Here is a 25191-nt window from a genome sequence, read left to right as displayed (position 1 = left end):
GGCCGGATGAACATCGACTGGGCGGCCTTGAAGGCGGAGGCCGTACGGGTCATGGCGAACGCCTATGCCCCCTACTCCAAGTTCCCGGTCGGCGCGGCCGCGCTGGTGGACGACGGGCGGATCGTTTCCGGCTGCAACGTGGAGAACGCCTCCTACGGCCTCGCGCTGTGCGCGGAGTGCGGGCTGGTGTCCGCGCTCCAGGCCTCGGGAGGCGGCCGGCTGGTCGCGTTCACGTGCGTGGACGGGCACGAGGAACTGCTCATGCCGTGCGGCCGGTGCCGCCAGCTGCTGTATGAGTTCGGCGGCGCCGAACTGCTTGTGGAGACCGTGGACGGTCCCAAGCCGATGGCGGAGATTCTGCCGTACGCCTTCGGACCCGATGACCTGAGCCGGGGGGCCTGAACATGGACGCGATCGACGTCATCGTCACCAAGCGGGACGGCGGAGAGCTGTCCGTCGAACAGATCGACTGGGTGATCGACGCCTACACCAAGGGAGTCGTCGCCGACGAGCAGATGTCCTCCCTCGCGATGGCGATCCTGCTGAGGGGAATGACCCGGCGGGAGATCGCCCAGTGGACCCAGGCCATGATCCGGTCCGGGGCCCGGATGGACTGGTCGGCGCTGCCCGGCCCCACCACCGACAAGCACTCCACCGGCGGCGTCGGTGACAAGATCACGCTGCCGCTGGCTCCGCTGGTCGCCGCGTGCGGCGGCTACGTGCCCCAGCTCTCCGGCCGTGGTCTCGGCCACACCGGGGGCACCCTGGACAAGCTGGAGTCCATCCCGGGCTGGCAGGCCTCCCTGTCCAACGAGGGGATGCTGGAGGTGCTCAGGAACGCCGGCGCGGTCATCTGCGCGGCCGGTGACGGCCTGGCCCCGGCCGACAAGAAGCTCTACGCGCTGCGCGATGTCACCGGCACCGTCGAGGCGATCCCGCTGATCGCCTCCTCGATCATGTCGAAGAAGATCGCGGAGGGCACCGGGGCGCTGGTGCTGGACGTCAAGGTCGGCTCCGGGGCGTTCATGAAGACCGTGGATCGGGCCCGCGAGCTGGCGACGACCATGGTCGAGCTGGGCACCGACGCCGGGGTCAACACCGTGGCGCTGCTGACCGCCATGGACCGGCCGCTGGGCCGGGCCGTGGGCAACGCGCTGGAGGTCACCGAGTCCGTCGAGGTCCTCGCCGGCGGCGGCCCCGCCGACGTGGTCGAGCTGACCGTACGGCTGGCACGCGAGATGCTGCAGGCCGCCGGCCTGCCCGGGGCCAAGGACCCGGAAGAGGCGCTGAAGGACGGCTCGGCGATGGACGCCTGGCGCCGGATGATCAGGGCCCAGGGCGGGGATCCGGACGCTCTGCTGCCGCAGGCCGCCGAGTCCATGGAGATCACCGCGCCCTCCTCCGGCGTGCTGACCAGGCTCGACGCCTACGGCGTGGGTCTGGCCGCCTGGCGGCTCGGTGCGGGCCGGGAGCGCAAGGAGGACCCGGTGTCCTTCGGCGCGGGCATCATGCTGCACGCCAAGCCGGGCGACCTGGTCCGCGAGGGGCAGCCGCTGATGACCCTGCACGCCGACGAGACCTTCCGCTTCGAGCGGGCACTCGCCGCGCTGGAGGGCTCCTACGCGATCGGTGAGGCCGCCGACCCGGGCCTGCTGCCCCTGGTGATCGACCGCATCACCGCCTGACCGTCACCGAGCATGACGGCCTGACCTCGTCGAACATGACCGCCTCCCGCCCCGGACGGGCCGGGAGGCGGTCTTTTGCTCAGGCGACTTTCACAGAGTGGTCCCCGAAGTCGTCCACCACGTTCAACGTCCCGCCCAGGGCGACGACATAGGAGCGGACGGTGTCCAGGCCGCCTATCTGGCCGTGCTCGATCTGGGAAACCCGCGCCTGGGTGACACCCGTTTCACGAACTCGCTCATCGCCGTTCCTCTGGGCTGGAGACGGCTTCACGGAGTGCGGGTCGCCGCCGGCGTGGCCGTTATTTCGAGCTGGTCAGTTCGGCCTGGTCGGGGGCGAAGATTCTGGTCAGCACCGCGCGGTGGGTGGGCAGGGCCGCCGTGTGACGTGCGCGGCCCTCGTCGGTGATGCAGACGAAGACGCCGCGCCGGTCGGCCTCGCACATTCCCCGATGCACCAGACCCGCCTTCTCCAGGCGGGCGATCAGTCGTGAGCAGGCGCTCTGGCTCAGGTGGACCGCGTCGGCCACTTCCTGCACCCGGTATTTGGGCTGTCCGCCCTCGACCATGCGCTCCAGGACCTCGAACTCGCTCACGCCGAGCTGGTGTTTCTCGGAGAGCTCACGCTCCAGCACGCAAGTGGTGGTGGCGTGCTTGGCCAGCACCTCGCGCCACGCGCGGACCACAAACTCCTCGCTCATGCCGCGGATCATACCATGCACAGGAATCTAATGCACACGAATTAAATTCACTTGCATTAGATGCGTATGCATGTATTGTTACGTCCCATGGTTCCCTCCTCCCAAGATCAGCGGTGGGATGCGCGCCTCTGGGCCGCGCTCACCGTGCTTTGCGCCGTTGTCTTCCTCGATGCACTCGACGTCTCGATGGTGGGAGTCGCCCTGCCCTCCATCCAGGCCGAACTCGGTCTGTCCACCTCTTCCCTGCAGTGGGTGGTCAGCGGATATGTCCTCGGATACGGCGGCCTGCTCCTGCTGGGTGGCCGCACCGCAGACCTGCTCGGGCGGCGCAGGGTTTTCCTGGCCGCGCTGGCGGTCTTCGCCGTGGCCTCGCTTCTCGGCGGCGTGGTCAGCGACGGCACGCTGCTGATCGCGGCCCGCTTCGTCAAGGGTGTGAGCGCCGCCTTCACCGCTCCCGCCGCCCTGTCCATCATCACCACGACCTTCGCCGAAGGTCCGGCTCGCAACAGGGCTCTCAGCATCTTCACCGCCTCCGGCGCCAGCGGCTTCTCCCTGGGCCTGGTCTTCTCGGGGCTGCTGACCGAACTCAGCTGGCGCTGGACGTTCCTCATGCCGGTCCCCGTCGCGATCATCGCGCTGGTCTCCGCCCTGAAGTTCCTGCCCAAGCAACACGAGGAGAGGGCCGAAGGCGGCTACGACCTCATCGGCGCGGTGACCATCACCGCATCGATGCTGCTGCTGGTCTTCGCCGTGGTCGAGGCCCCGGCCGCGGGCTGGGGTTCGGTCCGCACGATCGCCTCGCTCGTGGGCGCCGCGGTGCTGCTGGCCGTGTTCGTACTGGCCGAGCAGAAGGTCAAGCACCCGCTGGTGCGGCTCGGCATCCTGCGGTCGGGCCCGATCGTCCGGGCCAACCTCGGCCTGGTGATCCTGTTCGGCTCCTATGTCGGCTTCCAGTTCGTGGCCATGCAGTACTTCCAGAACTTCCTGCACTGGTCGGCCCTGGAGACCGCGCTGGCGTTCCTGCCCGCCGGGCTGCTGGTGGCCGTGACGTCCACCAAGATGGGCGGCCTGGCCGACCGGTTCGGCACCGCCCGGCTGATCGTGATCGGCTCGGCCGCGCTGGCCGCCGGCTACGCGTTCTTCCTGCGGGTGGACGGCGCTCCCAGCCTGGCCACGCTGGTCATCCCCGGCATGATCCTGCTGGGCATCGCCTTCGCCCTGTCCTTCCCGTCGCTGAACATCCAGGCCACCAACGGTGTCGCGGACGACGAGCAGGGTCTGGCCTCCGGCCTGCTCAACACCTCCGGGCAGGTCGGCGGCGCGGTGGTGCTGGCCGTCGTGACGGCGGTGCTCACCTCCAACACGAGCACCAACCCGATCGACGGCTTCCGCGCCGCGATCACAGTCTCCGGAATCCTCGGGGTGGTCGGCCTGGTGATCGCCCTCACCGGCCTCCGCCGGCCGCGTACGGCCTCCGTCGTCGAGGACGAGAGGGTGCTGGAGACGGTCTGAGGAGACACTCGCCTGCCGTACGGGAGACACGGGCCCGTACGGCGGGCGAGTCCGGCCGCCGCGGGGATCCGGGGTCCCGCGGCGGCCTTGTCGCTTTTATGGCATTCGCCATTTCGTATGGTTTTGCCCCTCACTGCGGTCCCTGGCTCGCACCGGAACGGTCTCCAGCTCGCACCAGAACGGATATCACCGCATGGACATGGCGGATCTTCGCCTTCGTGGTGAACCTCTCTCCGCTCCGGGGCATCTAAGGGGCTAGGAGGCCTGCCATGAAGCGCACACGCGTCGTCTTTGCCCTCGTTCCCCTGGTCCTGGCGGCCGCAGGTTGCGGCGGTTCCGCCACACCGGTCGCGACCTCGGCCCGGCCTGCCACGGCCCCCGCGGCCACGGTCTCGCCGAGCCCGTCGGCCCCGCCCGCCTCCCCGGCCTCCCCGGCCTCCACCCGGTCGGATCCGAAGCCTCCGACGAGCACCAAGGAGATCGAGGTCGAGCGGGCCACCGACAAGCCGCCGACCGTCACCGGAGTGCGGTTCGCCAAGCATGGGGGATTCGACCGTGTGGTGATCGACCTCAAGGGTGACCTGCCCGGATACAAGGTGCTGTGGGTGCCCGAGCTCGTTCAGGACGGGTCGGGCGAACCGATCGACGTCAAGGGCGGGGCCTACCTCCAGGTGACGATGAGCCCGGCCAGCGCGCACGACGACTCGGGCTCCTCGACCTGGGCGGGCGGCCCGATCTTCCCGGCCAAGCTGGGCAACGTGCGAAACGTGGTCAAGACCGGTGACTTCGAGGCCGTGGTGGGCGTGGGCCTCGTCCTCACCCGCAAGGCGGGATTCCGGGTCTCGGAGCAGAAGAACCCGAACCGGCTCGTCATCGACGTCGCGCACTGAGAGCGCCGCGCTCTCGGACCAGTGACAGACTGGCCTGATGGTACGCAAAATCGACAGCGCAACGCGGATCCCGGTTCCGGGCGGCAAGACGATCGACGAATACGTCGGCAGGGTCAACAGCGGCGACGGCCAGATCTCGATCGCGCACATGACGGCCCCCGCCGGATGGGACGAGCCGGCCCAGACGCCGGAGTTCGGTGAGTACACGCTGGTGCTCAAGGGCACGGTCATCGTGGAGCACGAGGCGGGCACGACCGAGATCAACGCCGGGCAGGCCTTCGTGAGCGAGCCGGGGGAGAAGGTCCGCTACAGTTCCGGCCCCGAGGGCGCCGAATACGTCGCGGTCTGCCTTCCGGCCTTCTCTCCCGAGACCGCGAACCGCGACGAATAGCCGGACAACGGCGTGGCGACCGCCCTCCTTCCGGTCCCGCCGCGGTCCGCGAACCTCTTCCACACACGCCGACAAGTGAAGCCGCGCCGGGCACTTCGGGGCCGGGGCGCGGCCACATGTCACCAGGGGCGGCCGCGTTGCCATGAGCGGCCGCATCGTCATGAGCACTCGCATCACCGCGAGCACTCACATCACCGTGAGCGGCCGCGTCGCCGTGAGATGCCGCATGTCACCGTGGGATCGCCGTTCCGGCCTCGGCGTCAAGTCCGGCCCTCGACGGTAAGGTGGTGAGATGAGTCAGCTACCCACTCTTGAGGAGATCCGCCGGGCTCCGAAGGTGTTGCTCCACGATCACCTCGACGGTGGTCTGCGACCTGAGAGCATCATCGAACTGGCCCGCGAATCGGGATACGACCGGCTGCCCACGACCGACGCGGACGCACTGCGAACCTGGTTCCAGGAGGCCGCCGACTCCGGCTCTCTGGAGCGCTACCTGGAGACCTTCGACCACACGGTCGGCGTCATGCAGACACGCGAGTCACTGGTCCGGGTCGCCGCCGAGTGCGCCGAGGACCTGGCGAACGACGGCGTGGTCTACGCAGAGGTGCGTTACGCGCCCGAGCAGCACACCTCCATGGGCCTGAGCCTCGAAGAGGTGATCGAGGCCGTGCAGGAGGGATTCAGGACCGGTTCCGAAGGCCGCGGCATCCGCGTGGGCACGCTACTCACCGCGATGCGTCACCAGGCCAGATCCATGGAGATCGCCGAGCTCGCGGTCCGCTACCGCGACGTCGGAGTGGTGGGTTTCGACATCGCCGGAGCCGAGGCGGGCTACCCTCCCACGCGCCACCTCGACGCCTTCGAATACCTCCAGCGGGAAAACGCTCACTTCACCATTCACGCCGGTGAAGCCTTCGGGCTGCCGTCGATCTGGCAGGCGATCCAGTGGTGCGGCGCCGACCGGCTCGGCCACGGTGTCCGGATCATCGACGACATCACGGTGTCGGCCGACGGCGATCCCAAGCTCGGCCGTCTCGCGGCCTACGTCCGCGACAAGCGCATCCCGCTGGAGATGTGCCCGACCTCCAACCTGCAGACCGGCGCCGCGTCCTCCATCGCCGAGCACCCGATCGGGCTGCTCCGCCGGCTGAATTTCCGGGTCACGGTCAACACCGACAACCGGCTGATGAGCGCGACCACCGTCTCCGAGGAGTTCGCCAAGCTGTCGGAGGCGTTCGGCTACGGCTGGGACGACATGCAGTGGTTCACGATCAACGCCATGAAGTCGGCGTTCCTGCCGTTCGACGAGCGTCTGGCGCTCATCAACGGTGTCATCAAGCCCGGATTCGCGCAGCTCAAGTGGCATGCGTGAGCGGATTCACGCGAGTGGGGTCAGCCGAGTCGCGCGGCACCGTGTCGTGTTCCCCTCCCGGGGCTGAGGCCCGGGAACTCCGTGCTGGGGGTGTTCGATGAAGCAGGTGTTCCGGTCGAAGGCCGCGCTGGTCATCGGCTGGATCTGGATGGCGTTCGCAGCCGCCAACGCGGTGGACCTGATCGTCCGCTACAACGGACCGCCCTCGCTGGTCGCCGCGGCGGTGCTCGGGGTGCTGACCGCGGTGGCGTTCGTCGCCTGCCTGCGCCCGGCCATCATCGTGACCGAGGACGGCGTGCTGGTCCGCAACCCGCTCAGGAACACCTTCGTGCCGTGGGAGAGCGTGGACGAGGTCACGGTCTCTCACGCGATCAAGATCACCTCGGGTGAGAAGCACGTCCGCTGCTGGGCGCCGCAGACCTCGGCCCGCGAGCGGGCGGCGGCCGTACGGAGGGGAAACCTCGCCAGGACCGGAAGCCGGTACAAGACCGAGCCGGTGCGCTCGAAGGCGGAGCAGGCCGCCGCCGAGGCGCTGGCGGGCAAGACCCATGCCGACTGGGTGGCCGAGCAGATCACCGAGCGCGCCGAGTCCGCCAAACGGGCGGCCGCCCTGGCCGCCCAGCGGGCCACCGGCGAACCCGCCAGGCGGAGTCCGGCGAAGTCCGGCGACGGAACGGTCACCGAGTCCGCCGAACGGGTGCCTGCCGGGCCGGCCGATGAGGCGGTCGCCGCGCCCGTGCCGATGAAGGTCACCTGGGCCCCGAGTGCCCTGGGCGCCCTGGCGGTCGCGCTCGCCCTGGTCGTGGCCGCCACGGTCGTCTCCTGACCGGCCCCGCGGGTCCCCTGGCCGGGTCCGGAAGGACCTCCCGCGGCGCCGGGCGATGCCCTACTCGCAGGACGTCGTGTCCGGGGAGCAGAACCTGACCTCGGGGTGGCGTGCCGACGGCTTGTCCAGCAGGGGCTGTGCCTTCTTGCGCAGGTGCAGGTCGAAGAAAGCCCGGACATAGTCGCGGGTGATCTCCAAGGAGCGGGCTCCGGACAGGTCGGCGTCGATGTCGACGCCGAGCTGGTCGGCCAGCACCGAGATGTCGGTGAAGGATTGGTGCACCGTGCCGGTCACCAGGAGCCAGCGCTTCCATCCGGTCAGGAGTTTCCAGTCGCTTTCCCAGGTGGCGGCAGGACCTCCGGCCCCGGGAGTGTATGTGGCCGGCTTGCCCAGGAACAGGAACGGCCGCGACAGCCCGCCGGCCGGGATCGAGCCGTGCGTGGTGCCGTCGATGTCGATCCCGGCGCGCAACCGCGTGTCCTTCACCATGGCGTCGATGGTGCTCGCCCCTCCGACGGAGTGGCCCGCCATCGCGATCCGGGACGGGTCGATCAGCGAGGTGCCCTTCCACTTCGGGCGTGAACCGGTCAGCTGGTCAAGCACGAAGGAGACGTCGGCCGCCCGGCTCTTTCCCAGCGTCTCCCACCACGCCGGGTTCTTCTTGATCCCGCACGTGACACAGGTGGTGACCCGTCCGTCGGGGAAGGTCTGGGCGACGTTCTCGTACGTGTGGCCGATCGCGGCCACCACGTAGCCCTGGCTCGCCAGATCTTCGGCCAGCGCCGTGAGCTCGGATCGAGGCTTGGTGTGGCCGGGGGAGAGCACGATGAGGGGCAGATCGCGCTTACGCCCTGCCGGTTTGGCGTCGGTGAAGGCATTGGTCTTTGTCGTGCTCAGCACCTGGGCGGCTTCGCCGGTGATTCCCGCCTCCTTCAGGAGAAGCTCCGACTCCTTGGGCGTCATGTACTGGGCCCGATGACGGCCCGGCGACTTCGCCGGATACCACAGGGAGACCATGAGCTCCCGCGCCTTCGCCGCAGGAACCCAGGGGTCGGGGCGGGAGGTGTCCTTCAGGTACAGCGACGTGGTGCCGACCGGATGGGAACCGGTCGGCTTGGGCAGGTACGGAGTGCCGCTCGGCTCAGCCGAAGAGCCGGCTGACACAGACGCGGAGGCTGACACGGAGGCGGAGGCAGATGCGGGGGCTGACGGGGAAGTTGACGCGGAGGCGAAGGCGGGGGCTGATGCGGAGGCGGACGCCGCGAGGGCGAGCACCGCGGCGAGGCCGCGACGGAGCATCGGATTCCGCGACGTGGGCCTTCCGCTGCCGGAGGGCGCCGTCACAGTGACGGCCTCCCCGTGCCCCGCGGTGAGCGTCGGCGATCCCGGCGCCGGAGCGCCGGAGCCGTCGTACCGCTCGGCCGCTGTTTCCGGCCCGATCACATGACTCGTGACTCCTCCGCTCCCTGAAGAGAGCGGCTTCTCGCCCTCTTTGGCTGAGGTAGGCGACGGCCAAGCCCTGACCGTTTCGAATGCGGAACCCATAACAGGCAAGCGATTTCCCCGCCGGGTAAACCCGGCATTCCCCGCACGAGACATGATGGAATGTTTGTCCTTCCCGGTTGAGACGGCCGCCTTGACAGGGAACTCCCAGGGACGGCCTGATGGCGGAACGACGCTAGGCGCGGCCGATGTTCGCGCGCGTCGGCCGTCGCACCGACATCGGATACCTCGTGCGGAGGATCCGGTGGCGGTGTCATCCTCGCGATGTACGTCTCAAGGACAGAGCCCTGATCACTGGGACGGATGTGGCGAAAGCGGTCAGGCGTGACAATGTGCTGGTGGAAACAGACGAACGACGGCTGTGGCGGCAGTACGTGCTCGACGTGCTGCGCCCGGAAAAGGAACCCACCAAGCCGTCCCGCCGAGCGCTCGTCGCCGACGTGGTGCTTGCGATCGTGCTGACCTCCGTCGCGGTGGCCGCGGTGGCGAAATTCCCGGGCGGTAACCATCCTCTCGACATTCAGCTGCCCCACCTTGTGGAGCCTTGGCAGCTCCAGCCTTCTTCGCCCCCGGGTATCGGCATGCAGCCGCCCAGTCCGCCTGAGCCGCCCAGTCCGCCGCAGCCGCCTAGCCCGCCTGAGCCGCCCAGTCCGCCTCAGCCCTCCGTGGTTCCCTACGTGGACCCCCAGAACTACGAACCGCCCCTGCTCCTGGTGGCGCTGACGGCGTTGCCGCTGGCGGTCCGGCGCCGGTATCCGCTCGCCGCTTTCTGGGCGGTGGTGTCCGCAGCCCTGCTCACGGCAGACGCAGCAACCTGGATCACCGTTTTGACCTGTGCCATCGCGGCCTATACCGCCGTCGCCCACGGCCGCAACCGGGTGCTGGCGGTAGCCGGACTCATGCTCGCCGCCGTGCTGGCCGGTGCCGCCTTCCGAGACGTCGCGCCAGGACTGCCAAGCTGGCTGGGACCCTTCGTCGTGCTGCTCAGCGCCGGTGTCGCCGCGAGCCTTGTCCGTTTCTGGCAGCAGCGGCTCAACGCCAGCCGGCGTCGGCTCGCCGAACTGCAGCAGGACCAGGAAGAGACCATGCGCAGGGCCGTACAGGAGGAGCGCTCTCGGATCGCCGGCGAACTCCACGATGTGGTGACCCACAATGTGAGCGTGATGCTGATCCAGGCGGGCGCGGCGCGCAAGATGATGCAGACGGAGCCGAAACGGTCCGAACAGGCCCTGCTCGCGGTCGAGGCCAGCGGCCGGGCCGCCATGGCCGAGCTGCGCCATGTCATGGGCCTGCTCGCCGGCCCGGACGGCGAGCGCCCCGGCAACCCGGGTGACGGGCTCGAACCGCAACCCGGCCTCGACCAGCTCGACAGCCTGGTCGAGCGGGTCCGCGCCGCCGGGACACCGGTGACCCTCTCGGTGTCGTCGCCCGGTCCCCTGCCTGCGGGAGTCGATCTGACCGCCTACCGTGTCGTGCAGGAGGCCCTGACCAACACGATCAAGCACGCCGCGGGCGCGGCGGCGTCCGTCGTGATCGGCCACGACGGAGATTGGCTGGAGATCGAGGTCACCGACACCGGCGGCGCGGCTGAAACCCGCTCGCGGACCGGCAACGGCCGCGGGCTGATCGGCCTGCGTGAGCGGCTCGCCGTCTACGGCGGAACCCTGGACGCCGGGCCGAGAACCGGCGGCGGATACCGGATCAAGGCCCGGATCCCGTGGAGAGACGCATGAGCCGGCCGCTGCGCGCCGTCATCGCCGATGACCAGGCGCTGGTACGCACCGGCTTCGGGATGATCCTCGCCGCCGACGGCATCGAGGTGGTGGCCGAGGCGGCCAACGGAGCCGAGGCGGTCGCCGCCGTCCGGGGCACCAGGCCCGACGTCGTGCTCATGGACATCCGGATGCCGCAGATGGACGGCCTCGAAGCCACCCGGCGGATCCTGGCCGGCGGTGCGGAGGACACTCGTATCCTCATCCTGACCACCTACGATCTCGACCACTACGTCTACACGGCCCTCACCGTGGGTGCCAGCGGCTTCCTGCTCAAAGACGTCACCCCCGAGCACCTCGTGGCCGCGGTGCGCCTGGTGCGCTCCGGCGACGCCCTGCTCGCCCCGACGATCACCCGTCGCCTGGTCGAGCGTTTCGCTCCCCGCGATGACGCCAAGACCACACTCCACCGGGATCTGTCCGAGCTGACGCCCCGGGAAGTGGAGGTGCTGCGCCTGCTCGCCACCGGCTTGAGCAACGCCGAACTCGCCGACCGGCTGACCCTCAGCCCGACGACGGTGAAGACCCACGTCGCGCGCATCCTGTCCAAACTCGGTCTCCGCGACCGAGTCCAGGCCGTCGTCGTCGCCTACGAGACCGGACTGGTCTCCCCGGGCAGTCGTGGGTGATCCGAGGGAGTTTCGCGGGGCCGCGACAGCGGTTACGGTCACAGGGTGGCCTACGAGATTCTCGAACTGACCGCGAATCCTGCGCTCGTCCTGACGCCGACCACGGTCGTCCACTCCGGTGTCGTCCGGGTGGGCCTGAATGCTCGTGTTCAGGTGTGGCGATCGAATGAACCCGCCACGGAGTTCGGCTTCTACCCGCCCGATGTGCCGCCGCTGGCCCCGGGCGCACCGGCGCCGCAGATCTGGGCGGAGGCCCAGGTGATGTGGTTCGTGCCCGGCACGCAATCGTCCGGGCACTTTCCGATCGGCGTGGAGCGGATCTCCGCCGCCTACACCCCCGACCCTCGTGGCGGGCCGGCGCGCTGGCTTCTGGTCAGCGGCGCGGCTCACGCCTCGGCGGGACTTCGGCTGGCCTACCGGATAACGGTCCAGAGGGAATCAGCCGACGCCGAACAGTAGATCACAGGTGTTGGCCCTCCACTCGGGTCGGTGCGGCCACGTGCAAAGTAGCCGTGCGTGATGGGTGTGATCGCTGCCCGCCGTGTCGAACGGCCGCTGATCGGAGCCAGGCTTCGGTGGGAGACGTTTGAGGTGCGGGGGCTGTCACCCGGCGCTGTCGTCTGCTTCCTCGGCCATTTCGGCCAGGATGTCGGCGGCGTCTTGGTTGCCGTCACTGGCAAGGCGGCGCAGCTCGCCAACGTCGCCTCGTTCTTGCGCCAGCTCGACGAGCTGATCGGCGGCGTCTTTGCTGCCCGCGTCGGCGAGGCGGCGTAGTTCTTCCATGTCGCCGTGCTCGGCTGCGAGTTCGACGAGCTGGCCGATAGCGTCTGGGTCGCCGTCCGCAATCCCGAGCATGGCCAGGTAATCATCGCGGTTCATGCCGCACCCCCTTGCTGCTTCTTCTCCGTCGGCTGGCTGCTGATGAGCAGGTCTGCTATCGCGTCTCGCACTGCCTGTTCGCCGCGCAGGTGGATCGTGACATGGCCGGCTTCGACCGGCCGGACTTCTCCCCGGGGTACTGAGCCGGCGAAGTCGGTGTAGAGCCGGGACTTGGCTTCGATTTCCTCCTGCAGCAGGGCTTCGGGGATGCCTTGGGAGACAACCTCTTTGAACGGGTCGACCGTGGTGGAGGAAAGGATGAGGAGCGGGACGTCCGGCAAGGGGCCGGCTGCGCGTACCTCGGCGTAAAGCTGTTCGACGTTGCTTGCTTCCTGGAACCCGGCTTTGAGGCCGTGCGGGCTGAGGTGGTAGTCGATGAGCGGCTCGCGGACCTCGGCGGGCCAGCCGGCCAGCTCTTGGGCGAACAGGCCACGGTATAGCTGCACCACCTCGTCGGGCAGGTTCTCGAATGTTGCTGCGGCCTCTGCGGCGTCGAAGCCTTCCCACCGCTCGCGCAGTTCCTGTGGCATGTAGGCGTTGTAGTCCTCGTGTGCCGGGTCGAGCAGCAGCAGCCCGGCGACCTCTGCGGGGAACCGGATCGCATAGTGGCGGGCGTACAGGCCGCCCAGTGAGTGCCCGACCAGCACATACGGGCCGTCGATGGCCGCATCGCGCAGCAGCCCCCGCAGCTCGTCGGTCACCTCGGTGCTGGTGCGGGGCAGCTCGGCGGGTGCGCCGTCGCCCGTGCCCGCGCGGTCGTAAATCACACTTGTGGCCAGCTCCGCCGCTTTGCGGTGCACGTTCCAGTAGTCACGGCCGACCGCGCCGCCGCCGGCCAGGAAGATGACCGCCGGGCTGGTGTTGGCTACTCCTAGCATTTCCATATTTGGTAACGGTACCAGATATGGAAAAATAGGGGGATGGACATCGTCGACCTTCTCCTTCACCCGGTGCGGATACGCATCGTGCGCGCCTTCGCCGGCGGACGCACCCTTACCACCGCCGACCTCGGCCAGCGACTGCCCGATGTGCCCAAGACAACCCTCTACCGGCACGTTGGAATACTGGCCGCAGCCGGGCTGCTGGAGGTCATCGGGGAGCAGCGCGTGCACGGTGCTGTCGAGCGGTCCTATCAGCTCAACCGGGCCGGCACCCGCATCAGTCCGCAACAAGCCGCCGCGATGACCATCGATGACCACAGGCACGGCTTCACCGCCGCCGTGGCCGCGCTACTCGCCGACTTCAACGCCTATCTCGACCAGCCCAATGCCGACCCCACCACCGACATGGTCGGGTACATCCAGGTCCCGCTATGGCTCAGCACGCAGGAGCTGGAGTCCATGGCCGAGCAGATCCGCGCGATGCTCATGTCCAAAATGGACAATGAGCCAGGCGAGAGGCGCCGGCTCTACCTCCTCAGCCCCATCGTCTTCCCGATCGACCACGAACAGACGTGAGCGCCGGGCATGACCAGCGGGCTCGCTCAGCAGGCAGGGTGACCCGCGAAACGGGGCCTACAGGCCCAGGGCGTTGGAGAGGTCGGCCTTCAGGGCGTCGAGGTCCTGTACGGCCTGCGCCCGGGCGTCGGAGACCTCTCCGGTGACCGGGACGACGACCTCCAGGTAGCACTTGAGCTTGGGTTCGGTGCCCGAGGGGCGGACGACGACGCGGGCGCCGCCGGACAGGCGGTAGCGCAGGCCGTCGGTGGGCGGGAGACCGGCGGAGCCCTCGCTCAGGTCGTCGGCGGACTCGACCTTGCGGCCCCCGAGCTCCACCGGCGGGGTGGCGCGCAGACGGGCCATGGCGCCGGCGATCAGGGACAGGTCCTTCACCCGGACCGAGAGCTGAGAGGTGGCGTGCAGGCCGTACCGGCGGGCCTGGTCGTCGAGGAGGTCGAGCAGGGTGCGGCCGTCCAGTTTGGCCTGGGCGGCCAGGCCCGCGACGGTCAACGCCGCCCCGATGCCGTCCTTGTCGTGGACGGGCAGGCCACTGTTCGCGCCGATGCTGTAGCCCAGCGCCTCCTCGTAACCGAACACCAGGTTGTGCGAGCCGCCCGCGAGACCGGGCCCTTCTCCGGCCTTCATGATCCACTTGAAGCCGGTGAGCGTCTCGGCGTAGTGCACACCGTGCTCGGAGGCGATCTTGCCGAGGAGGGACGAGGAGACGATCGTGGTGGCCACGAGACGTCCGTCGCCGGACGTCTGCCGGATCACGTGCTCACCGAGGAGGGCGCCCACCTCGTCGCCGGTCAGCATCCGGTAGCCCCCGCCGGGCAGCGGCACGCCCACCGCGCAGCGGTCCGCGTCGGGGTCGTTGGCCAGCACGATGTCCGCGCCGGCGCGCCCGGCGAGCTCCAGCGCGAGGTCCATCGCACCCGGCTCTTCCGGGTTGGGGAAGGCGACGGTGGGGAAGTCGGGGTCCGGGGCCGCCTGGGCCTCGACGGTCGCGGGGCTGTCGAATCCGGCGGCGCGGAAGGCGGCGTTCAGCGTGGCGCCGCCCACGCCGTGCATCGGGGTGTAGGCCACCCGCAGGTCACGGGCGTCGCCGAGCGGAAGCGCGGTCACCGCCTCCAGGTAGGCGGCCACGATGTCGTCGCCCAGCGCGGTCCAGCCGGGGTCGCCGGGGGAGCCGAGGGGCAGTTCGGAGACCGGGCCGACGGCGTCGATGGCGGCGGAGATCTCCGCGTCGATCGGCGGGACGATCTGGGAGCCGTCGTTCCAGTAGACCTTGTAGCCGTTGTCCCGGGGCGGGTTGTGGCTGGCGGTGACGGTCACGCCCGCGTCGGCGCCGAGGTGACGGACCGCGAAGGCCAGCACCGGGGTGGGCAGCGGCCTCGGGAGCACGAAGGCGCGCACCCCTGCGCCGGTGAGCACGGCGGCGGTGTCATGGGCGAAGACGTCGGAGTTGTGCCGGGCGTCGTAGCCGATCACGACGCCCCGGCCCGGACCGAGGACCCGGGCCAGGCCGGCGGCGGCGCGCATGACGGTGACCCGGTTCATCCGGTTGGGGCCGGCGCCCAGTTCGCCGCGGAGACCGGCGGTACCGAACTCCAGCTTCGTCCCGAACCGCTCGCGCAGCGCTTCTTCGTCGCCGCCGTCCAGCAGCGCGGTGAGCTCCGCCCGGGTCTCCGGGTCCGGGTCCTGGGCCAGCCAGGCCTGCGCGAGCCGTACGAGATCGCTGTTCATCGTCACCTCTTGCTCCGGGCGAAGGCCCGTCCGGTCGCCGGGCCGGTCATCTGTCGTCTCTACAGCTTGTCCACGACCTTGGACAGCAGGACGCCCATGCGCGTGGCGGTGGCGCGGCCGACCTCCAGCACCTCTTCGTGGTTGAGCGGCTCGCCCACCAGCCCGGCGCCCGGATTGGTGACCAGGGAGATGCCGAGCACCTCGACGCCGGCCTCACGGGCCGCGATGGCCTCCAGCACGGTGGACATGCCGATCATGTCGCCGCCGAGCGTCCGGCACATGCGGATCTCGGCCGGGGTCTCGTAGGTCGGGCCGCGGAAGGCCACGTAGACACCCTCGGCCATGGAGGGCTCGACCTCGCGGACCAGGTCGCGCAGGCGCGAGCTGTAGACCTCGGTGAGGTCGATGAAGGTGGCACCGGTGATCGGGTTGGCGCCGGTCAGGTTGATGTGGTCACTGATCAGCACCGCCTCGCCGACCTGCTGGGTCTCCGGGCGCAGGCCACCGGCGGCGTTGGTCAGCACGACCGTGCGGGCACCGGCCTTGATCGCGGTCCGCACGCCGTGCACGACCGGCTCCACACCGCGGCCTTCGTAGAGGTGGGTGCGGCCCAGGAAGATCAACGCGACCTTGCCCGATCCGGTCCGGACCACGCGGATCTTTCCCGCGTGGCCGGCCACGGCGGGCGGCGGGAAACCCGGAAGGTCGGTCACCGGGATCTCGGCGATCGTCTCACCGATGGCGTCGGCGGCGGGCACCCAGCCCGAACCCATCACCAGTGCGACGTCGACGGAGTCGACTCCCGCGGCGTTCTTCAGCGCGGTCGCGGCGTCCGTTGCGAGTGCATAAGGGTCATTGGTCACCTTGCAGAGGGTACTCGCCGTCACTCCTGGGTCGAACCAGGCGATGTTCCAGGTCGGCCACGGTTTTCACCACGGTCGTGCCTTTCGCCGCGGCCACGGTTTTCACCACGGCCGCGGCGGGACCGGGAGGTTTTCCGCCCGCCGGTCGCGTCACCCACCTGCCCGAACGGAGTGCCTAACTTCCGAGGGACTTGCAGGGACGGCTGCGCAGGTCTTTGACGTAGTCGTCGGGCGCGCCGGCCTGCTCGGCGGCCTCGGCCAGGATGCCGAGGTAGCGGGCGGAGGGCAGGCCGCCCTCATAGCCGTCGAGCACGTAGAACCAGGCGACGACCTCGCCTTCCAGGGTCTGCACCCGGAGCCTGACCTTGTGGTAGAGGCCGCGCGTCGCGCCTTCCCACTGGTCGAGGGAGGTTTCGTCCCACTCGGGCACGTCGTAGAGAACGACGAAGACCTGCTGGCCGGGGTCTTCGACGATGGTGGCGAGCGCGCCCTCCCAGCCGAGGTCGTTCCCGCCGAACGTCAGGCGCCAGCCTTGGAGCCAGCCCGACCCCCGCATAGGGGAGTGAGGGGCCCGCTGGGCCATCTGCTTGGGGTCCATGTTGCTGCCGTAGGCGGCGTAGACAGGCACGGCATCCCACACTAATCCAAGATCCGCCGGATACTCACTACGCCTCGGTCTCCCGTCGATTTCTCTTGGATTCAAAGCGGCTTTCGCGGCTTCGGAGGGGGACCCAGAGATGATTGCTCCCGCGATGCGGGAGAATGGGGTACGTGACAAGGATCGTGATCATCGGTGGCGGGCCCGGGGGATACGAGGCGGCCCTGGTGGCCGCGCAACTTGGAGCGCAGGTCACTGTGGTCGAGCAGGAGGGCCCCGGCGGGGCCTGCGTCCTGACCGACTGCGTGCCTTCCAAGACATTGATCGCCACCTCCGTGCGGAAACAGGCGCTGCTCGACGCCAGCATGCTCGGCGTGCACTACAACGGCGGCCCCGACGGTGAGGTCGGCGGTGTCGTCGCCGACATGCCGCTGGTCAACAGGCGTGTGAAGGACCTGGCCCAGGCTCAGTCCGCCGACATCGCCGCACGGCTGGCGGCGGAGGGGGTCGAGGTGGTCCGGGCTCCCGGACGGCTGGTCGACCCGCAGGTGGTCAGGGCCGGGGAGCGGACGATCCGGGCCGACGTCGTCATCGTGGCGACCGGCGCGACCCCGCGCATCCTGCCCGGTGCCGAGCCCGACGGGGAGCGCATCCTCACCTGGCGGCAGATGTACGACCTTGAGGAACTGCCCGAGCACCTCATCGTGGTCGGTTCCGGCGTCACCGGCGCGGAGTTCGCCGGTGCCTACCGCTCGCTCGGCTCCGAGGTCACCCTCGTGTCCTCGCGTGACCGGATGATGCCCAACGAGGACGCCGACGCCGCCGAGGTCCTCGAAGAGGTCTACCGCCGCCGGGGGATGAACGTCATGGGCCGCTCCCGTGCGGAGTCGGTCAAGCGCACCGCCGACGGTGTGGTCGTCACGCTGGAAGACGGCAGGACCGCCGAAGGCAGCCACTGCCTGATGACGGTCGGCATGGTCCCCAACACCGCGGGGATCGGCCTGGAAGAGGCCGGGGTCACCCTCGACCGGGGCGGGTTCATCCAGGTGGACAAGGTCTCCCGCACCTCGGCGCCCGGCGTCTACGCGGCCGGTGACTGCACCGGGGTGCTGATGCTGGCCTCGGTCGCCGCCATGCAGGGCCGGATCGCGGTCTGGCACGCGCTCGGCGAGGCCGTGCAGCCGCTCCGCCTGGCCACCGTGGCCTCCAACATCTTCACCGACCCCGAGATCGCCGCGGTGGGTGTCGCGCAGAAGACGATCGAGGCCGGTGAGATCGAGGCCAACGTGGTCAAGCTGCCGCTGGCCACCAACGCCCGCGCCAAGATGCAGGGCTTCAGCGACGGCTTCGTGAAGCTGTTCTGCCGCCCGCACACCGGCATCGTCCTCGGCGGCGTCGTGGTGGCCCCCCGTGCGTCCGAGCTGATCCTGGCGGTCTCGGTGGCCGTCCAGCAGCGGCTCACCGTGGACCAGCTCGCCCACACCTTCGCGGTCTATCCCTCGCTGTCGGGCTCCATCACCGAGGCGGCCCGCCGCCTGATGCAGCCGACGACTCCTAGCGGGATCTGACCCGGAGCCGCTCCAGCGCGTTCCTGCCGTCCTGTACGGCCTGCGCCACGAAGCGCAGTTCCTCCTCCCGCCTGGCCACGGCCAGGGCCGCCTTGGCCGCCTCGTAGGCGTCCAGCGCGTACCGCCAGTCCTGGTCGGCGGTCATGCCGCCGCGCCCGCTGACCTGGAACTCGTAGTCGAGCTGGTCGATCTCCTCGCCCAGCCGGGTGACGGTCTCCTCGGCGCCGCTCCGCAGAAGCGCGAACCTCGCCTTCCTCCTGTTCCGTCGCTGGGCGCTGACTCCCCAGGCCACCACGGTGAGCGCCAGGCCCACCGCGCTGAGCACCACCATGATGAGCCCGACGGACGGTCCGCCACCGGTCTTGGCCGGTTGGTCGTCCGACGGATCCTGCCGCGGGAGGGGGTCGTCCGTGGGGCGGGTGTCGGAGGAGGAGGTGGTGGGCGGCGTGCTGAGGCCCGTCGGATTGCCCTTGGCGCCGGTGAGGTCCGCGTCGTCGGCCTGGACGAAGGAGGCCTCCTCCACCAGCGCGCCGGTGAAGTCGGCGCCGTCCAGCTCGGCCTGGGTGAATTCGGCCTCGGTCAGGTCGGCGTCCTTGAACGTCGCGTTGCGCAGGTTGGCCTGGCCCAGCTTGGCCTCGCGGAGCTTGGCCCGGGTGAAGTCGGCCTTGCGCGCCTTGAGCTGGCCGGGACTGCTCTCGTTGAGGTCGGCGTCGATCAGCTTGGCGTTGGTGAAGTTGACCTGGGTCAGCTCGGCCCTGGTCAGCGTCGCCCCGCTCAGGTCCGCGTAGGGGAATTCCGCCTGCCCGGCGTCGATGTCGATCAGGATCGCGCCGCGCAGGTCGGCGTGGTCGGCGTGTGCCTGGGTCAGCTCGGCCTCGGTGAGGTCGGCGCCGCGCAGGTCGGCGTATTTCAGCGTGACCCCGCTGAGGTCGGCCTGCTTGAGATCGGCCCCGCGCAGGATCGCCCCGGTCATGTCGATCCGCCCGAACTCCACGCTGCCCAGCTTGGCCTTGGTCAGGTCGGCGCAGCGCAGGTTGTAGGGGAGCTGGGCGCCCCTGGTGAAGTCCTTGCCACGCAGGTTCAGCCCCTGGCCGGGCCTGCAGGGCCCGGCCGCGGCCTGGGCGGGAGAGATCATGGTCCCTGACAGCGCGAAGATCGCGGCGATGAGTGCCAGGGGAACGGAACGGCGCACGGAAACCTCCTTGGGAGCGGCCCCGATCCTGTCAGCCGATCATTGCATCTCGCTAGACACCGGCTTGCACCTTCTGTACGGCATAACCGCCTTTCGGGGTACGACCGCCCGCCCTTCGAGCCGGTTTTCGGTGCCGGTGATGGCGCCGACATGACGACGGGCGCGCTCCCTGGGGGAACGCGCCCGTTTCGGTGGCCGGTCGGTGATCACCGGTTGCCGGTGGCGATCACCAACCGGTGGTGCTTACCAGTCGCCTCCGCCGAAGTCGCCGCCACCCCAGTCGCCTCCGCCGAAGTCGCCGCCTCCGCCGAAGTCACCCCAGCCTCCGCCGCCGAAGTCGCCGCCTCCGCCGAAGTCGGCTCCGCCGTCGGCCAGGCCCTCCTGGTAGCCGGCGCCGTAGCCGCCCCAGCCCCAGCCGCCGCCCAGCGCGTTGCCGAGCAGTGTGCCGACGAGCATGCCGGTCATGACGTCGCCGAAGCCGCCGTAGTAGCCGTAGGCGTAGGGCTGGTAGGCCGGGCCCGCGTCGTAGTAGGGACGGTAGTGGCCGTTGACCATGACCTGGCGCGTCTGCGGTTCGAAGCCGCGCTCGATCGCCTCCGCGTCGGCCGCGCAGGCGGGCACGTCGCGTACGGCGCCGCCGGGGGGTGCCCAGCGCACGTCACGGACCGACGGGCCGTGCTGCGGGTTGAAGAAGCAGGGTGAGCGCCGCTCGGGGAGCGGCAGGTGGTTGACGCGCGCCTTCACGCAGGCGAGGGCGTAGCGGCCCTCCTCCAGCGCGGTGGTCACGCCACGGAGCTCGTCGGGACGCTTGACCGCCGTGAGCTCCACCTTGGCCCGCTCGTAGGAGTCGAGCGCGCGCTGCCAGTCCTGCTGGTGCTCGGCGCCGTCGCCGAGCAGCTTGACGTCGGTGTCCAGCTCGGTGATCTCCTCGCCGAACTTGGTGACGTCCTCGTCGACGGTCTGCTTGACCGCGGCCAGCTCGGCGGCCTCGCGGGCCTCGCGGTCCTTCTTCTTCTTGCGGGAGTAGAAGAAGATGCCCGCGCCGCCGGCCAGGGCCAGCACCAGGATGCCGACCAGCACGCCCGTGCTGGAGCCGCCGCCGGAGGAGCCGGAGCTGGGACTGAGGCCGGCGCCAGAGGCCGCGTCGTCGGCCAGCTTGACGAAGTTGACCACGTTGTCGGTCGGGTTGTTACCGGTCTTGGCGCGGCCCAGGAGCTCGTCGACGTCGACGCCCTTGATGTTGGAGACGCCGAACGGGGACTTGCCGCTCATCACCAGAATGGTGGACTTGCCGCCGATGTCCTTGCGGATGGAGGTCAGCAGGGTCCTCGCCTGGGACTGGCTGGTGACCGCGCCGTTGGGCAGCAGCGCGAGGTAGACCGAGCCAGAGGAGGTCTGCTCGACGGCGCTGCGCATGGCGTCGGCGGCGTTCGCCGGCACGCCCGCCGCGGGGTCGACGTAGAAGCGATCCCCGTCTTTCAACCCCGACGAGATCACGCTGGGATCGGGCGCCGCGGCGTTGGCCGCCGGGGCGATCATGACGATGGCCAGCAGTCCGGCGAGCACTGCGATGATCGCGGCACCGAAACGACCTGGCGCGGATTTTGTGGTGGTCACGGCAAGAAAGCCTCCTTCGTCCTCAAGGACGAATGAGTGGACGTCAGAGTTCCCTACTCCTCGACCGTATCCCTTCCGGGGTCACGTGTCGCAGGGAGATCGCCATCTGGACCCCCTCCCGTGGATTCCCTGCCCGCCGCAGGTCCGGGGAAGACCGGAAAGGCATCCAGGCGGGGACGGCATTCCCTCGCCGCCTGAAGGCGACGGTCCCCTGCCGAGGCCTTGATGGCGGTCGTCCTCTTCGGCAGGCCGTGACCGGGCACTGACGTGGGCCTCCGGAATGCGGGAGGCCCACATTTTCATGCCGCTTACTGTGGTATTGACGCTTTGTTAGCGATCGTGCACATTGAAAGTCACATGATCGCTTAATAGGCGGAGTGCGATGCTGTTCGCCGTGCTGGGGCCGCTGGAGGTCCGTGTCGATGGGCAGAGCGTCCCCCTCGGGGGACTCAAACAGCGAATCGTGCTCGCCGTGTTGCTCCGCCACGCCAACCGGCCGGTTTCCTCTCACGTCCTGATCGACGCGCTGTGGGGCGGCAGACCGCCCCGCACGGCCGGCGACAATCTGCGCCTGTACGTCTACCAGCTGCGGCGCGCCCTGGGCACCGAGCGGATCTCCCGCCGTCGCGAGGGCTACGAGCTGCTCGTACGGCCCGGCGAACTCGACGCCGAGCGGTTCGACGAGCTGTCCCGCACGGCACTGGTCGTCGATGACGACCTGCGGACGGCCGAGATCCTGCGGGAGGCCCTGGCGCTGTGGCGCGGCCGCGCCTACGCGGGCATGGACGCCGTGCCGTTGCTCGGCGACGAGGCCTCGCGGCTGGAGGAACGCCGCCTGGCCGTGCTGGAGAGCAGGATCGAGGCCGACTTCGAGGCCGGGCCGGACACCGGGCTCACCGGAGAGCTCCTCACCCTCGTCGCCGAGCACCCGCTCAGGGAGCGGCTCAGGGGCCAGCTGATGCTCGCGCTCAACCAGGCGGGACGGCAGGCCGAGGCGCTGGCCGTCTACCAGGACGCGAGAAGGACCCTGGCGGCCGAACTCGGCGTGGACCCCGGGCCCGAGTTGCGCCGCATCCACCAGGCGATCCTCGCCGGTTCTCCCGAACGGCACCCCGGGTCGGCCCAGCTTCCTCCGGACATCCCCGACTTCGCCGGGCGAGACGAGCATCTGGGCGCATTGGTCGCGCTGCTGCGCCACGTGGGCAGGGCCACGGTGGTGTCGGTGATCGCGGGCATGGGCGGGATGGGCAAGACGACGCTCGCCGTGCACGCGGCTCACCGCGTCGCCGCGACGTTCGTCGACGGCCAGCTGTACGCCAACCTGCAGGCCGCGGCCGACCCGGCGCAGGTGCTCGCCGGTTTCCTGGCCGCGCTCGGGCTACCCGGCGCGGCGGTGCCGAAGTCGCTGGAGGACCGGGCGGCGCTCTACCGCAGTCGCATGGCACAGCGGAGAATGCTCATCGTCCTGGACAACGCCACCTCCGAGCGGCAGGTCCGCCCGCTGCTGCCCGGCTCCGCGGGCTGCGCGGTCCTCGTCACCAGCAGATCCAGGCTCAGCGGGCTGGAGGGAGCCAGGCTGGTCGACCTGGGCGTGCTCGACCCGGCCACGGCGGTGGAGCTCCTCGCCAAGATCGCGGGCCGGCCACGAGTGGACACCGAGCCCGGAGCCGCGGTCGAAATCGTTCGCCTCTGTGACCACATGCCGCTCGCCGTGCGGGTCGCCGGGGCCCGGCTGGCCGCCAGGCCGCACTGGCGCCTGGAATGGTTCGCCGGTCAGCTTCGTGACGAGCGCCGCCGCCTCGACCAGCTCTCCACGGGGGACCTCGCGGTCCGGGCCGGCCTCGCCCTCAGCTACGAAGGGCTACCGGAACGGGCCAGGCAGGTCTTCCGGCGGCTAGGCCTGATCGAGGCGGCCGACTTCGCCGCCTGGACGGTCGCCGCCCTGCTGGACGCCTCCGTCGCCGAGGCGGAGGAGCTCGTGGAGGAGCTGGTGGACGCCCAGCTCCTCACCATGATCGGAATCGACCAGACCGGCGCGCCCCGCTACCGCCTCCACGACCTGGTGCGCCTGTACGCCAGGGAGCGGGCCGAACTGGAAGACTCGCGGCAGGCGCGGGAGATCGTGGTCGCCAGGGCGATCGCCGCCTGGCTCGCCCTGGCCGAAGGGGCCATGGAGGACGTGCCGGGCCCGTGCTATGCCGTACTGCACGGTGACTTCCCGCGATGGAGAACCCCGGAGACCGGCTCGCCGCGTGATTCGCTGGCCTGGTTCGACTCCGAGCGGGAGGCGCTGACCGCGATGGTGGGCCAGGCCTGCGCGCTCGGGCTGGCCGAGGCCGCCTGGGACCTGGCCGGCTGCCTGGAACGCTACTTCGACGTGCGCGGGCTGTTCGACGAGTGGCGCCGTACCAACGAACGGGTCATGGACGTGTGCCGGGAGGCGGGCAACCTGCGGGGCGAGGCCGTGATGCTCCGTGGCCTGCTGGACTGCACCACCTGGATGGACACCGGTCACGCGGGCGGGGCCATGGTCTCGCTGCACGACCAGGCGCTGCGGCTGGTGGAGATGTTCCAGCGGATCGGCGAGCGCCGCGGCCTGTCCGACGCGCACGCCATGTGCGCCTGGGGGCTGGCCGCCCAGGGCGCCGTGGAGGAGGCCAGAAAGACGGCCGCCCGCGCGCTCGCCCTGGCGGAGGAGACCGGTCACCTCGGCGGCCAGGCCCGCGCGTACCTGGCGACGGCCGTCGCGCTCGGCGAGGAACGCCTCGACGCCGCCATCCCGCCGCTGCTGCGCTGCCTCGACCTGGCGCGAAAGATGGGCAACCCCCGCTTCGAGGCGACCGCCCTGCAGTTTCTCGGCATGGTCCACGGGGAGTTCACCGCCGCCCACGACTATCTCACCAGGTCTCTGGCCATCTGCCGGGAGCTGCGCGACCCCCTGCCCGAGGCCATGGCGCTCAACGAACTGGCCAAGCTCTATCTCCGCCACGCGGACCCCAGGACCCCGGCCCTCGCCGCCGAGGCCGAGTCGCTCGCTCGCAGATACCACCTCGCCCACCACCTGGCCGACGCGCTCTGGGTGGGCGGCTGCCTCGACCTGACGGAGGGCCGGGTGGAGGAGGCCGTGACCAGACTGGAGGAGTCGGTCAGGCTCTGGCGGACCCGGAGCTGGCCGTCGTTCCTCTCCAGAGCCCTGCGCAGCCTCGGCGACGCCTACGCCGCCGCCGGTCGTCCGGCCGAGGCGCAGGAGGCATGGAGCGAGGCCGACACCCTGGCCGGAGCCGGCCTGGTGAGGACGTCGCCCCCTGACGTTCCAGAAGCGCCGGAGCCTTCCCGAAGCGGTCAACACCGGGCGGTCCACACCTCGGCGAGGCCGAGCGTCCCGCTGGCCGCGATACCGCCGGAATCCCCGGTGGCGATGTCGTCGGCCGCGATCCCACAGTCCCCGATGCCGTTGGCGGCGATTCCACCGGCCCCGATGCCGTTGGCGGTGATCTCACCGGCGGCGCTTCCGCAGGCCGCGATCTCACCGGCGGCGATTCCACATGCCGCGACCTCACCGGCGGTGCTCCCGCAGGTCACGATCCCGTAGGCCGCGATCCCACCGGCTCCGACTCCGGCGGTAGTGATCACACCCGCCCCGATTCCGGCAGCAGTGATCATGTCAACGGCGATGATCACCTGCTGTGCCGGTCTCAAGGTCTCCTGGCTCTCGCCGAGAGGCTGAGGCCTCTGCTCCGTCACCCGGCCGCCGGGGCTTCATGGTCGTGACCCGGAGGTCGCCGGGGACGCGCCCCGGTCCGGGGATGATCCGCACGTCCTCGGGTGAGGCCATCGTGTGCCCTGCCATACAGACCGGGACCAGCCGGACGCCGGCTTTACCCGGTCCACCCGGCCGGACGGCTCCCATGAGGGCCGGCGTCCGGTCCGGGTGGCCGGTCCGAGTGGCTGGTTCGGGTGGCCGGTCCGGGTAGACGGCCGGTCGGTCACCGGCCCGGTCGGGTCTGGCTG

General features: G+C 70.0%; 23 protein-coding genes. 13 read left to right on the top strand and 10 right to left on the bottom strand.

Annotation, left to right across the window (positions count from 1 at the left end):
* The first annotated feature begins 6 nt into the window (after window positions 1–6).
* Complete coding sequence (locus ACFY2X_RS32600) at window positions 7–402, top strand: cytidine deaminase (RefSeq protein ID WP_389946002.1); 396 nt, start codon at window positions 7–9, stop codon at window positions 400–402.
* Window positions 403–404: 2 nt separating this feature from the next.
* Window positions 405–1685: a thymidine phosphorylase gene (locus ACFY2X_RS32595; RefSeq protein WP_389945999.1), complete on the top strand. Its 1281-nt coding sequence runs from the start codon at window positions 405–407 to the stop codon at window positions 1683–1685.
* A gap of 79 nt (window positions 1686–1764) precedes the next feature.
* Here ACFY2X_RS32595 and ACFY2X_RS32590 read toward each other — a convergent pair whose 3' ends face one another.
* Together ACFY2X_RS32590 and ACFY2X_RS32585 are read right to left on the bottom strand one after the other, a co-directional pair.
* Window positions 1765–1956, bottom strand: a complete 192-nt coding sequence (locus ACFY2X_RS32590; RefSeq protein WP_389945996.1) for a hypothetical protein — start codon at window positions 1954–1956, stop codon at window positions 1765–1767.
* A 28-nt stretch (window positions 1957–1984) separates the two neighbouring features.
* Entirely contained in the window at window positions 1985–2383 is a 399-nt protein-coding gene (locus tag ACFY2X_RS32585) for a MarR family winged helix-turn-helix transcriptional regulator (protein ID WP_389945993.1), read from the bottom strand.
* 87 nt (window positions 2384–2470) lie between these two features.
* Here ACFY2X_RS32585 and ACFY2X_RS32580 point away from each other — a divergent pair, with 87 nt between their 5' ends.
* From ACFY2X_RS32580 to ACFY2X_RS32560, 5 genes are all read left to right on the top strand, one after another.
* On the top strand, window positions 2471–3895 hold the full coding sequence (locus tag ACFY2X_RS32580) for an MFS transporter (protein ID WP_389945990.1): 1425 nt from the start codon (window positions 2471–2473) through the stop codon (window positions 3893–3895).
* 269 nt (window positions 3896–4164) lie between these two features.
* Window positions 4165–4785: a hypothetical protein gene (locus ACFY2X_RS32575; protein WP_389945987.1), complete on the top strand. Its 621-nt coding sequence runs from the start codon at window positions 4165–4167 to the stop codon at window positions 4783–4785.
* 37 nt (window positions 4786–4822) lie between these two features.
* The gene (locus ACFY2X_RS32570) at window positions 4823–5176 is read left to right on the top strand and encodes a cupin domain-containing protein (protein WP_389945984.1); all 354 of its coding nucleotides are present in this window, start codon (window positions 4823–4825) and stop codon (window positions 5174–5176) included.
* Between the two features lie 292 nt (window positions 5177–5468).
* Window positions 5469–6548, top strand: coding sequence for an adenosine deaminase (locus tag ACFY2X_RS32565; protein ID WP_389945981.1), 1080 nt, complete (start codon window positions 5469–5471; stop codon window positions 6546–6548).
* A gap of 97 nt (window positions 6549–6645) precedes the next feature.
* Window positions 6646–7374 (top strand): PH domain-containing protein, encoded by a 729-nt coding sequence (locus ACFY2X_RS32560; protein ID WP_389945978.1) that lies wholly within the window; start codon window positions 6646–6648, stop codon window positions 7372–7374.
* Window positions 7375–7434: 60 nt separating this feature from the next.
* On the opposite strand, the gene ACFY2X_RS32555 is transcribed toward ACFY2X_RS32560, so the two are convergent.
* The gene (locus ACFY2X_RS32555; RefSeq protein WP_389945976.1) at window positions 7435–8538 is read right to left on the bottom strand and encodes an alpha/beta hydrolase family protein; all 1104 of its coding nucleotides are present in this window, start codon (window positions 8536–8538) and stop codon (window positions 7435–7437) included.
* Between the two features lie 677 nt (window positions 8539–9215).
* Between ACFY2X_RS32555 and ACFY2X_RS32550 the strand changes: the two genes are divergently transcribed.
* Genes ACFY2X_RS32550 through ACFY2X_RS32540 form a run of 3 tightly spaced genes read left to right on the top strand, consistent with a single transcriptional unit; the run spans window position 9216 to window position 11737 of the window.
* Entirely contained in the window at window positions 9216–10610 is a 1395-nt protein-coding gene (locus ACFY2X_RS32550; protein WP_389945973.1) for a sensor histidine kinase, read from the top strand.
* The gene (locus tag ACFY2X_RS32545; protein WP_389945970.1) at window positions 10607–11278 is read left to right on the top strand and encodes a response regulator; all 672 of its coding nucleotides are present in this window, start codon (window positions 10607–10609) and stop codon (window positions 11276–11278) included. Before ACFY2X_RS32550 ends, ACFY2X_RS32545 begins: the two co-directional genes overlap by 4 nt.
* A 45-nt stretch (window positions 11279–11323) precedes the next feature.
* On the top strand, window positions 11324–11737 hold the full coding sequence (locus ACFY2X_RS32540) for a hypothetical protein (RefSeq protein WP_389945968.1): 414 nt from the start codon (window positions 11324–11326) through the stop codon (window positions 11735–11737).
* Between the two features lie 144 nt (window positions 11738–11881).
* On the opposite strand, the gene ACFY2X_RS32535 is transcribed toward ACFY2X_RS32540, so the two are convergent.
* Both ACFY2X_RS32535 and ACFY2X_RS32530 read right to left on the bottom strand, forming a co-directional pair.
* A complete protein-coding gene (locus tag ACFY2X_RS32535) occupies window positions 11882–12157 on the bottom strand; it encodes a hypothetical protein (protein WP_389945965.1) in 276 nt (91 codons plus the stop codon).
* Window positions 12154–13041, bottom strand: a complete 888-nt coding sequence (locus ACFY2X_RS32530) for an alpha/beta fold hydrolase (RefSeq protein WP_389945963.1) — start codon at window positions 13039–13041, stop codon at window positions 12154–12156. The genes ACFY2X_RS32535 and ACFY2X_RS32530 overlap by 4 nt, the downstream gene beginning before the upstream one ends.
* Before the next feature lie 36 nt (window positions 13042–13077).
* Between ACFY2X_RS32530 and ACFY2X_RS32525 the strand changes: the two genes are divergently transcribed.
* Window positions 13078–13614, top strand: a complete 537-nt coding sequence (locus ACFY2X_RS32525; protein WP_389945960.1) for a helix-turn-helix domain-containing protein — start codon at window positions 13078–13080, stop codon at window positions 13612–13614.
* Between the two features lie 57 nt (window positions 13615–13671).
* Here ACFY2X_RS32525 and ACFY2X_RS32520 read toward each other — a convergent pair whose 3' ends face one another.
* The 3 genes from ACFY2X_RS32520 to ACFY2X_RS32510 all read right to left on the bottom strand — a co-directional run bounded on the left by ACFY2X_RS32520 (window position 13672) and on the right by ACFY2X_RS32510 (window position 16833).
* The gene (locus ACFY2X_RS32520) at window positions 13672–15342 is read right to left on the bottom strand and encodes a phospho-sugar mutase (protein WP_389945957.1); all 1671 of its coding nucleotides are present in this window, start codon (window positions 15340–15342) and stop codon (window positions 13672–13674) included.
* Between the two features lie 59 nt (window positions 15343–15401).
* On the bottom strand, window positions 15402–16205 hold the full coding sequence (locus ACFY2X_RS32515; protein ID WP_389945954.1) for a purine-nucleoside phosphorylase: 804 nt from the start codon (window positions 16203–16205) through the stop codon (window positions 15402–15404).
* Between the two features lie 175 nt (window positions 16206–16380).
* Window positions 16381–16833 carry a gamma-glutamylcyclotransferase gene (locus tag ACFY2X_RS32510; protein WP_389945951.1) on the bottom strand — a complete coding sequence of 151 codons (453 nt, stop codon included), beginning with the start codon at window positions 16831–16833 and terminating at the stop codon, window positions 16381–16383.
* Window positions 16834–16976: 143 nt separating this feature from the next.
* Between ACFY2X_RS32510 and ACFY2X_RS32505 the strand changes: the two genes are divergently transcribed.
* Window positions 16977–18371 (top strand): NAD(P)H-quinone dehydrogenase, encoded by a 1395-nt coding sequence (locus ACFY2X_RS32505; protein ID WP_389945948.1) that lies wholly within the window; start codon window positions 16977–16979, stop codon window positions 18369–18371.
* On the opposite strand, the gene ACFY2X_RS32500 is transcribed toward ACFY2X_RS32505, so the two are convergent.
* Window positions 18358–19563 carry a pentapeptide repeat-containing protein gene (locus ACFY2X_RS32500; protein WP_389945945.1) on the bottom strand — a complete coding sequence of 402 codons (1206 nt, stop codon included), beginning with the start codon at window positions 19561–19563 and terminating at the stop codon, window positions 18358–18360. The genes ACFY2X_RS32505 and ACFY2X_RS32500 overlap by 14 nt on opposite strands.
* Window positions 19564–19806: 243 nt before the next feature.
* A complete protein-coding gene (locus ACFY2X_RS32495) occupies window positions 19807–21180 on the bottom strand; it encodes a hypothetical protein (RefSeq protein ID WP_389945942.1) in 1374 nt (457 codons plus the stop codon).
* 382 nt (window positions 21181–21562) lie between these two features.
* On the opposite strand from ACFY2X_RS32495, the gene ACFY2X_RS32490 reads away from it, so the two are divergent.
* On the top strand, window positions 21563–24772 hold the full coding sequence (locus tag ACFY2X_RS32490; RefSeq protein WP_389945939.1) for a BTAD domain-containing putative transcriptional regulator: 3210 nt from the start codon (window positions 21563–21565) through the stop codon (window positions 24770–24772).
* The last annotated feature ends 419 nt before the right edge of the window (window positions 24773–25191 follow it).

The organism is Streptosporangium sp. NPDC000396 (assembly GCF_042898655.1).
Classification (GTDB): Bacteria; Actinomycetota; Actinomycetes; order Streptosporangiales; family Streptosporangiaceae; genus Streptosporangium.
This window is presented reverse-complemented; position numbering and strand designations above follow the sequence as displayed.

What these genes read in the sequence shown, in the direction of transcription:
- ACFY2X_RS32600 (WP_389946002.1), top strand. Translation starts at nt 7, where the DNA reads ATGAACATCGACTGGGCGGCCTTGAAGGCGGAGGCCGTACGGGTCATG.
- ACFY2X_RS32565 (WP_389945981.1), top strand. Translation starts at nt 5,469, where the DNA reads ATGAGTCAGCTACCCACTCTTGAGGAGATCCGCCGGGCTCCGAAGGTG.
- ACFY2X_RS32595 (WP_389945999.1), top strand. Translation starts at nt 405, where the DNA reads ATGGACGCGATCGACGTCATCGTCACCAAGCGGGACGGCGGAGAGCTG.
- ACFY2X_RS32585 (WP_389945993.1), bottom strand. Translation starts at nt 2,383, where the DNA reads ATGAGCGAGGAGTTTGTGGTCCGCGCGTGGCGCGAGGTGCTGGCCAAG.
- ACFY2X_RS32545 (WP_389945970.1), top strand. Translation starts at nt 10,607, where the DNA reads ATGAGCCGGCCGCTGCGCGCCGTCATCGCCGATGACCAGGCGCTGGTA.
- ACFY2X_RS32490 (WP_389945939.1), top strand. Translation starts at nt 21,563, where the DNA reads ATGCTGTTCGCCGTGCTGGGGCCGCTGGAGGTCCGTGTCGATGGGCAG.
- ACFY2X_RS32525 (WP_389945960.1), top strand. Translation starts at nt 13,078, where the DNA reads ATGGACATCGTCGACCTTCTCCTTCACCCGGTGCGGATACGCATCGTG.
- ACFY2X_RS32530 (WP_389945963.1), bottom strand. Translation starts at nt 13,041, where the DNA reads ATGGAAATGCTAGGAGTAGCCAACACCAGCCCGGCGGTCATCTTCCTG.
- ACFY2X_RS32580 (WP_389945990.1), top strand. Translation starts at nt 2,471, where the DNA reads ATGGTTCCCTCCTCCCAAGATCAGCGGTGGGATGCGCGCCTCTGGGCC.
- ACFY2X_RS32560 (WP_389945978.1), top strand. Translation starts at nt 6,646, where the DNA reads ATGAAGCAGGTGTTCCGGTCGAAGGCCGCGCTGGTCATCGGCTGGATC.
- ACFY2X_RS32520 (WP_389945957.1), bottom strand. Translation starts at nt 15,342, where the DNA reads ATGAACAGCGATCTCGTACGGCTCGCGCAGGCCTGGCTGGCCCAGGAC.
- ACFY2X_RS32575 (WP_389945987.1), top strand. Translation starts at nt 4,165, where the DNA reads ATGAAGCGCACACGCGTCGTCTTTGCCCTCGTTCCCCTGGTCCTGGCG.
- ACFY2X_RS32535 (WP_389945965.1), bottom strand. Translation starts at nt 12,157, where the DNA reads ATGAACCGCGATGATTACCTGGCCATGCTCGGGATTGCGGACGGCGAC.
- ACFY2X_RS32570 (WP_389945984.1), top strand. Translation starts at nt 4,823, where the DNA reads ATGGTACGCAAAATCGACAGCGCAACGCGGATCCCGGTTCCGGGCGGC.